The 9,109-nt window shown below is 45.9% G+C and carries 8 protein-coding genes; 2 read left to right on the top strand and 6 right to left on the bottom strand.

All coding sequences use genetic code 11. The features are described 5' to 3' along the window. On the top strand, positions 1-109 hold a 109-nt coding region (locus ACMV5H_RS24395), incomplete at its 5' end, for an IS3 family transposase (RefSeq protein ID WP_414822668.1). A gap of 520 nt (positions 110-629) precedes the next feature. Here ACMV5H_RS24395 and ACMV5H_RS24390 read toward each other — a convergent pair. Next, positions 630-3,812: an inverse autotransporter beta domain-containing protein gene (locus ACMV5H_RS24390; protein ID WP_414822667.1), complete on the bottom strand. Its 3,183-nt coding sequence runs from the start codon at positions 3,810-3,812 to the stop codon at positions 630-632. 552 nt (positions 3,813-4,364) lie between these two features. On the opposite strand from ACMV5H_RS24390, the gene ACMV5H_RS24385 reads away from it, so the two are divergent. Continuing rightward, positions 4,365-5,354 (top strand): IS630 family transposase, encoded by a 990-nt coding sequence (locus ACMV5H_RS24385; RefSeq protein ID WP_414822666.1) that lies wholly within the window; start codon positions 4,365-4,367, stop codon positions 5,352-5,354. Positions 5,355-5,495: 141 nt separating this feature from the next. Here ACMV5H_RS24385 and ACMV5H_RS24380 read toward each other — a convergent pair whose 3' ends face one another. Genes ACMV5H_RS24380 through ACMV5H_RS24360 form a run of 5 tightly spaced genes read right to left on the bottom strand, consistent with a single transcriptional unit; the run spans position 5,496 to position 8,842 of the window. Then, the gene (locus ACMV5H_RS24380; protein WP_414822665.1) at positions 5,496-5,816 is read right to left on the bottom strand and encodes a hypothetical protein; all 321 of its coding nucleotides are present in this window, start codon (positions 5,814-5,816) and stop codon (positions 5,496-5,498) included. After that, the gene (locus tag ACMV5H_RS24375) at positions 5,813-6,262 is read right to left on the bottom strand and encodes a hypothetical protein (protein ID WP_223499756.1); all 450 of its coding nucleotides are present in this window, start codon (positions 6,260-6,262) and stop codon (positions 5,813-5,815) included. Before ACMV5H_RS24375 ends, ACMV5H_RS24380 begins: the two co-directional genes overlap by 4 nt. Continuing rightward, complete coding sequence (locus tag ACMV5H_RS24370) at positions 6,263-7,603, bottom strand: ParB/RepB/Spo0J family partition protein (RefSeq protein ID WP_414822664.1); 1,341 nt, start codon at positions 7,601-7,603, stop codon at positions 6,263-6,265. A 2-nt stretch (positions 7,604-7,605) separates the two neighbouring features. Continuing rightward, positions 7,606-8,454, bottom strand: coding sequence for a ParA family protein (locus ACMV5H_RS24365; RefSeq protein ID WP_414822663.1), 849 nt, complete (start codon positions 8,452-8,454; stop codon positions 7,606-7,608). 49 nt (positions 8,455-8,503) lie between these two features. After that, on the bottom strand, positions 8,504-8,842 hold the full coding sequence (locus tag ACMV5H_RS24360) for a hypothetical protein (RefSeq protein WP_414822662.1): 339 nt from the start codon (positions 8,840-8,842) through the stop codon (positions 8,504-8,506). Positions 8,843-9,109: the final 267 nt, after the last annotated feature.

The raw sequence follows: 9,109 nt of genomic DNA, 5'->3' as shown, positions 1-9,109 counted from the left end.
TGATTACATCGAAATGTTTTATAACAGTAAGCGTCGGCATGGTTCGAGTGATCATATGTCACCGACGGAATATGAAAATCAATATTATCAACGGCTCAGAAGTGTCTAGATTATCCGTGGCGATTCACTTAGCCCGGAACAATTTGAAAAACAGAACCTCGCTTAGCCATGTGTCCATTGTTCGTGGGTAAGATCATATTTACTGCTGGTGTTAAAATCAGAATCATAAAATAACTATCAACCTTAAAATTACAGTAAAGGCCCAATAGTCAACCAAACATAATCCAGTAGTGTTTTACTGGAGCTAGTCATTTTTCCAGCAACAACTCGCCAGTCTTGTATAGCAAAAATAATTAGGCCAATAATAAATACCTTTCCCATATATAAATGACTATATAACTGCTTAAGTAAAAACGCATCCCATCTTGATGATGATGTTTAAAATAGACAGTGAAGAAAAATAAAACTTCGCTGTCTATTATCAGTTACCTCTTTGCTTGCAATATGCTGGCTAAGATATTATTACCAAAATATGGCGCTTCTCGCAGAGAAGCATCACATACAGAAGTTGACCACCAACCTTATTTGACAGGCCAGTAAGTAATTCTCAATACCATCAATTGACCAGATTACAGTGTCACAGCACAAGCAGTCGATTGAGTATTTGATGGAGCAACAGTAAATAACCTTCCAGTAGCCAGATTCACTGTATAACTGTTATCATCATCAATATTTTCAGCAGCCCAAACCTGGGTAATACCAGCAGTATCAGTATAATTTTGCATTTTACCCCACTCCCCCCATAAACTTCCCAAGGCACGAACAGTTGCTGGTTCTCCAGTGCTAGCAACCGAAGTCAACTGCTGATAGGAAAGTAAAGTCCCCTGTTCCTGGGTACAAAAGCTGATTGCATCAGCTTTATTCATAGAAGATGAGTTAAAATAAACCCATTTATCGAGAGAAATGGTATGTTTAGCTATCACCATCCCTTGGGCATTCTTCCCCTCCAGCACGATGTTCTGCTTAGTCGGTTTGCCCAGAAACTCGACATCACCCTTATTGTTCACCCGCACACTACTATCATCACTGTGCCAAGTAGCTGGATTGGGTATGGTGGTCAATGCAAAGGCAGCTGAGGTAAAAGCCATCGAAGGGAAACCATCAAAGGTTATTTCATTACCATCAGCAGTTGATACCGTCAATGTCTGTAGCTTGATATCCTCAGGGGTGGCAGCAGTTACAGTTATACTCTTTTGCCCCAAGGTGACAGGCCCCCTCATTTTGGCGGTAACTGTTATCTCCCCTGGCTGGCTGGCAGTCACATTGGCCGTGTAAACACCGGCTGGATCACTCCCCCCCTCAGCATTTAAGATCTCAACAGAATCATCAGGATATAAAATTTCATAATATACCTGAGCATCAGTAACCGGATTGCCCATTTTATCTTTGGCAATCACTGTTAATGTTGCAGCATCCTGACCATCACCCTTAATTGTCTCTGTTGATAGGTTAAATTCTGACTTAGATTTGATTGGGCTACCAGTGGTGTATAATACTGTCAATGATTGTGCTGGCTGACCATCGATCTTGGCAGTCACCTCAGTATTACCCGGTCGTTTGCCAACAAGTAACACACTGGCAACCCCATTATTATCAGTTTGCGCCACCACAGACTGGCTACTGCTATCCTCATCTTCAGCATTAAGTGGTTGAAGATAAGCTTCATCAGTAGTGGTAGTAAACACCACATCTACCCCAGCAACTCTACTCCCAGCTGGGTTGTTGACTGTAGCTGTAATACGGTTCACATCACCTGCGCTGGTCGTTTGATTAGCTGCTTGCAGCTTGATATTCAACCCAGTATCAATAATTGGCTCTATCTCAATTTCAGTAGTTATAGTGTGATTATTGTCCAGTTTGACAGTGACATTAATACTGTTGCCGGCCAGGGTACCAAGTGAAGCTCTAGCAATACCATGTTCATCAGTAACAGCTGTCAAGGTTTGTGAGCTACTCAAAGCCTGAGATAGTGTAAACTCAAAGGTGACAGTCTCACCAACCAGTGGGTTGCCATTACTATCCAATACTGTCGCCTGAATAATACCATCACTTACCACAATGCTCTCTTCAGCAACTGCTGCCGTTTTGGCATCTGCAATAAATGTAATGGCTATTGTCTGCTTAATCTCATTAATCCGTGCAGAAACCACTGTGGTTCCCGACTTGCTGTTTTTGATAGTCACAGAGGCAATACCATTTTGATCAGTTATTACCATGGGTGCAGACAGATCTGCGGTATCATTATCAACAGTAAAGGTCACCTTCTGCTCAGGCAGCGGTTGCCCTTGGGCATCAGTTACCTTGACAACAACTTGGTTAAAATCAGTCAAATTGGCCACTGTATTATTCTGACTCGTGGACAACGTCAAGGTGGGAATATTTTCCGTCACCTCCGGTTCTACTGTGCTCTCAGATTCTACTGTCACCTGAGTGATCACCTGCTCAGAAGCATTACCATGACGATCATAGGCAATCGCCGTTATCGGATAGATATTATCAGTATTGGTCGCATATGCCGGTAACTTTATGGTTATACTAGTTAGACCTGAAGTAACTAGCTCCCCCCCTGCGGCGAGTAGGGTAGAGGCATTCCAGAGTAACTTGTCTAAACCATATTTGCTATTCACCTGAGCATTGAGCACTAATGATTGCCCTTCCTGACCTGTCAGATGACTCGGTAGTGTCAAGTCGATTAAAGTCTGTTGCTGATAATCCAACAAAATACTGTTGTTACGCTCCACTAGATCAAGACGGCTTCCTGCCAAAGTACGCTTGAAATTGACGGAGTCAGGGGAGATCTGTGATGACCAGGGTTCCCCAAAACGGTAACTTAAATCCATAGTGAGCTGACCACTGCTGTACCCACCAGCACCAATACGCTGACTGACCCCAAAGGTGACTAACGGAATTGGGGTATAATTGATACCTGTCGAGAAACTGTAAGGATTTTTTTGATTTTTATTACGATCAAGCAGTGCCACATTATTGCCATAATATTGCTCATAGACCATAGCCACCCCCAACTGAGGGTAAGCAGGCAGATAAGCATCGGTACGCAGATCAAAACCATTGGCTGCCCGTTCATTCTGATCATTGAAATCCCGCGACTGATGCCATCCTGTCAATCTAAAATAAGTGTTGGCAGAAAATTTGACATAGTCAGCCCAAAATTCGCTGCCTAGACCAATACGCCAATTACGCCCTGTAATATCATGATCCAAAAAGGTATTAATCCCAACCATTGAGCGATCACTAAAGATACGGCTACCCAAACCAGCATTAACAGTACTCCTACCATCCTGATGGCGAACACCCAACTGACTAAACAGTAAATTGTCTGAGGTATTAGCCCAAGGCAGTAGTAGATCTAACGCACTGCCATCCAGGGTAAAATCCCGGTCCAGGGTGAACTGAGTACGAACCGTCCCCCATTGAGACAGGGTTTGCTGAAGCTGTCGGTTAACTTCACTCACTACAGTAGAACGCCCTAAACTGGCTATCTGTTCAGCACTCTGCCCGGATGAAAGTACTTGTTGACTAACCAATGCAGCTTTAGCTAGCGACTCTTCAGCTATATCACCAGCATCTGCACTGGCAAAGATATGCTCTGCTTGATTAGCATCTGCCTGACTGGCTATTGCTACTGGTGTAAAGGCAATCGCCAAAGGTGAAGCAAGTTGCAGACCAATATTGGCCCAGGTTAATCCCTGTATCAATCTGGAGGTGCGACTAAGTCGTGTGAATCTGGTCATTATAATAATTTGTCCTGGAAAAATATTACATTCAAAAAGGCAGTATGTAAGTCTGATTAGGTTGATTGATAACCACACATTCACTACCTTTAGCCATTCGATTTGGCTGGTGATTATTTTTCACAAGTAAGCGATAAAAAGACAATAAAAAAATCGATAACAATAAAGCCACCCATTGTTTTTATTAATATTGTATTTATTTATTTATTTATTTTATTTTTTTCAAAGCTATTAATATCAAAATATCATTGGTCATCCTGATACAGAAGTAATCATGCCCACATGATATATTGGGGCTAAAGGGAAGCATTTATCCTGTTATTACTCAGAGATACTTTCATCATAAAATACAAAAAAACAAACTGTTATAACGCACACCCAACAGCAATCATTAATTTATTTTTATGAAAATAAATTAAGCATAAATGACCAATTATTTTACTAAATAGCTGCGCGGAATAGTAGATCACTTTGAGGGAACTCAGCCCAGATTGTGCGATCTGATCAATCGCCAAATCAAAACAAATCACCAACCGGACTGAGCGACGCCTGATGCAGAAAACTATCCATAAAACGCGTGACAAAAATCATGCCCGCAGGCTGACCGCCATGCTGATGCTGCATCGGGGTGACCGCGTCAGTGATGTTGCCAGAACGCTCTGCTGCGCCCGCTCATCGGTGGGACGCTGGATTAACTGGTTCACTCTGTCGGGTATTGAAGGACTGAAATCATTACCCGCCGGGCGTTCCCCCCGTTGTCCGTTCGAGCATATCTGCTCGCTGTTACGCGAGCTGGTAAAACACTCTCCCAGCGGTTTTGGCTACCAGCGTTCACGCTGGAGTACAGAACTTCTGGCAATAAAAATCAACGAGATAACTGGATGCCAGTTACATGCCGGAACCGTTCGCCGCTGGTTGCCCTCTGCGGGTCTGGTGTGGCGCAGGGCAGCACCAACCCTGCGTATCCGCGACCCGCATAAGGATGAAAAGATGGCGGCAATCCATAAAGCGCTGGGCGAATGCAGCGCAGAGAATCCCGTCTTTTATGAAGATGAAGTGGATATCCATCTTAATCCCAAAATCGGTGCGGACTGGCAGGTACGCGGACAACAAAAACGCGTGGTAACACCAGGGCAGAATGAAAAATACTACCTGGCTGGAGCGCTGCACTGCGGTACGGGCAAAGTCAGCTACGTGGGCGGTAACAGCAAAAACTCAGCCTTATTTATCAGTCTGTTAAAGCATCTTAAAGCGATGTACCGGCGGGCAAAAACGATAACGCTCATCGTGGATAACTACATTATCCATAAAAGTCGGGAAACGCAGCACTGGCTGAAGCAAAATCCGAAGTTCAGGATAATTTACCAGCCAGTTTACTCACCGTGGGTGAATCATGTTGAGCGGCTATGGCAGGCGCTTCACGACACGATAACCCGTAATCATCAGTGCCGTTCAATGTGGCAACTGTTGAAAAAGGTAAGACATTTTATGGAAACCGTCAGTCCATTCCCCGGAGGGAAACATGGTCTGGCAAAAGTGTAGCGGTATTAGGCGCAGCTATTTAGTATGCTTAATTTGATAGAGCAGCTTCCACCGGTCCCTTGTCTGATCCTCAAACACCTGTTTCATTTTTTGGCTCACCGGTCATTTTTCCTTAAATTGACTTTTCGCATGCGAAACTTTTTACGCTCGTCGATACGCTTTCAAGACCTTTGACGTCAGCTGGTAGTACGGTGTCGCCCAGCGGCCATTGGGTATTGTCGAGTATGTAGGCTTATCTGCCCTTTTGTCACAATACAGGATTTCAATCACACCGGATTCGGCGAGACGTCTGGCAACGGCGGCAACGTTCGTATCGGTGATATCGATTAATGAAGCTACCGTTTCTTTTTTCAGGATTGGTTCGCCGCGATCGAATGCATCAAGTAGGCAAGCCAGCATCGATGTAGCATAACCAATCCTGCCGGTATCTTTCAAAATACGATCAAGCTCTAAGAACGTCATTTAGGTATTCTCTTTTTACGCGTGCGATAGTGAGCGTCATTTTCCAGGGCAGCGTACAGCCAGCCGGCTGCTACATCGCGATCAAACGTGGGCGGCAACAAACTCAAGAGCAACTCACAGTCTTTTGATTTTATGGTTAACGTGAGGATTGAAGCGCATGCGGCCCACTCTGCATGTTCTTTAGGCATCCACCCGTTTTCCAGCAGCATTGACATGGCCGCCTGCATACCCCAACGGGGAGTATTGTTTTTAATCCCCCATTCATTGATGGCTGCCCCGGTAAGCGGCCTTCCCCGATCTTGGAGAAAGCCGTTTTTTATGGCGGTATTGACCAGAACGTCTGCAGCTTGTGCAGACGTCAGTTCTGTGGTCATCACCCATGTTTTTACAATTCGCGGTAAGAATTCTTCCGCCAATTGTGCGAAGGGTGTCTTAGTCGTAAGCATTTAGACCTCTTTAATCCCCAGGACCGTCACCTCTTTTGCCTCGATGCAGACTTCACCAACAGGGAGTTTGATCCAGACCAGACCAAATTCGTCCGGCGTTTTGTCCATGACCAGGTAACCTTCTTCGCCGTCGACCATGACCATGACGCGTCTGCTCGTTACTACTGGTGAGGTAGTAGTCGATGCTGCGAGACTGGCTGATTGATGGTTGCTCTCAATCCTATCGGTCTGTTGCTCATCGCTGCCTGCGCTATCAGAACTGGTTGCTGTCGGTACAGCTGGTTGCTCAGACGCTCCAAGCAAAATGCCGCTTTCAGGATCATTGGTCTCAACCTTCGCCGGTTGTTGGCCACCGTTATCATTCGCCACAGGCTGGACGGCAGCGGCCCCTGTAGGCGCAGCCACTTGCTCAGACACCCCAGGTGTTATCCCAACCTCATGGCCGTTACTTTCGGATGCCTGGGGCTGTTGACCATCGTTCTCACCCGATGATTGTTGTTCGCTGGTACCCTGGCCATGCTGTTCTGCAGGCTTTGGAGGAACAACCGGTTTCCCTTTCAGCAAGTTCAGTTCTTTAATGGCGTTCCCGCGTGTCAACTTTCCATCGCGTAACAACGCCACCATTTTTTCAGCCCTGTCCGGGTCGATATCGCTGATTTGGCTAAGGGTATAAACCATATCGAGATCTTTGGTGACCTTATCTTTCAATAAGGATTTCACCACTTCCGGCGCATCCAGCAATCGCATGTGCTTGCTGACAAATGTCTGCGGCTTGCCAAGCACCTTTGCGATTTCTGCCTGAGTCATGTTCCAGGTAGTTTTCAGCTCATGCATGTTGTCCGCAGTGGCTAAAGGTTTAAGACCGGACTGGTGAATATTTTCAGTCAGCTGAGTAATGATCCGATGTCGGTCATCCTTCGGTGGGGGACCGACGTAAATATCGATATACTTCTCGCCACGTTTCTTTTCTGATCTCCATCGAGTTTCCCCGAATAATATCCGATAACCTCGTTTGTCACGGGGATAGCAACGTGGAGGTGAAAGGACCCCGACTTCATTGAAACTATTGGCCATGCCTTCTATCGTAGCCGCGTCAAAGTCTTCCTCCGGACGGACCTGTTTAACCGCATAGACTTCATCGATCAGGACGCGAATAATTTGGCCATTCGGTTCTAACTCAGCACGCGCCACATCGCTCAACACTCGGTGGTCCAGCTGTTCCGTTGGCAACGCCACCTCACGTTCCTGCAGGCCTGGTGCTGGCACCACCTCCCGCGCGGAGGTGGCCTGCTGCCGTTGATCCTTTTGCTTCTGAAACTGATTTTTAAATCCCTTGGCCATGGTTAGCCTCCAGTCCGTGCAATGATGGTATCAACCAGGCGATCGTAACTGGTCACGAGTGGACTCTTAGGGTCATGCTCTTTTATCGTGGTGTTGAGCTCAATCGCTTCGCGTACTTTGGTTGAGACAAACGGCATCACTTCCAATAAATGCTCTTTGCTAAACCCCTGTTCTTCAAGGATCTCAATCAGCATTTCAAGGTTGGCAGTATCAACCTGGGCATATCGACCTTCAAGCATCGGCTTTTTATAGTTAGCCACTGTTGCCTGAGTGACAAACACCCCAAGAAGCTTCAAGCCTGGGTTGTAGCGATCTTTGATTTTCTTGAACGAATTAATGTGTTTTTCAACGCCAAGCCGAGAACTTTTCTCCAGCACAGTGGGGATCAGCAGGAAATCAGCGACAATATGATTGGCCAACAACAAGTTTGACCATACCGGTGATGAATCGATGATGATGTAATCGTATGCTTCCTTCAGCGCCTCAAATCGCTCTTTGAAGTCAAATGCACAGTCAGCATGGCGGTTATTCACGTCATTGAGATCATCAGTCGCCCCCATAAATCCCCGCCCGTCTGGCAATGTGAGAGGGTTGAATGGCGTATCCGGACCAGCGTACATACGTGAAACGTGTGCTTCCCCTGGCGTGAATGTACGGCCTTGCGGATTTTCATCAATCTCAGGCGGCAAACCGTCAGGGAACTGGCGTGACGTTAACGCACTCATCCAGTCACCATCTATCGCGCATGTACGCTTATTGCGGGCCTGCAGCTCAGAAGAAATTTCGGTGGTGGAAAATGTCTTACCGATCCCACCTTTTTGCGAACAAATTACAATTACTTTTGCAGCCATCTTTGCGTCCTCTTCAAAAATATTTCGCATGCGAAAACAGATAAAATCGTTACTGGTGCGGAGCCTGATTGCTATTCAGCTCTCTTCGTTTATTGCCAGGTGCGATGAGTTCGGCATGGATGGCCACGAAAGAATAGCCATATATGTTTGAACCGTCTTTCTCGTACTTTTTGTTCTTGATGGTAAAATCAATCGATATTGTGTCACCCACTAAGCACCGGTCCGCGATGCGTTCGGCAACGCTATCATAGGCAATGAGTTCCAGTTTCGTCTGCTGATCACCACGATTGCGCAGCTCGGCGACAGTGAATAAACAGTATTGGGATTCATCACGTTGGATCAGTTGCGGTTGTACCAGTAAACGGCCAAAAATGGCATTGTGTTGCATGTTGCATCTCCTATGAGCCGGGCGTTTCGCCGAAGTATCAGGTGGCCTTCCACCTAACGTTCATCAATCTATCAGGATGACATTTAAATATCAATAAAGATATTTTAAAAACCTCATCTTTCTCACATGCTTAACGGTTCATGGTTAGGAAGCTCAATTGCATTTTTTTGAGCGCACTAACCATGAGTCGTAGCGTGACACATTCCCAGAGAGGGCGGGACCGCGAAGGGTTATACGTAAAAATGCCGGTTTTGCTGTGTTTTTAAT

Source organism: Serratia sp. N21D137 (assembly GCF_047530005.1).
Lineage (GTDB): Bacteria > Pseudomonadota > Gammaproteobacteria > Enterobacterales > Enterobacteriaceae > Chania > Chania fonticola_B.
Note: the sequence above shows the minus strand (reverse complement) of the source record. Positions and strands in the feature narration are given on the sequence as shown.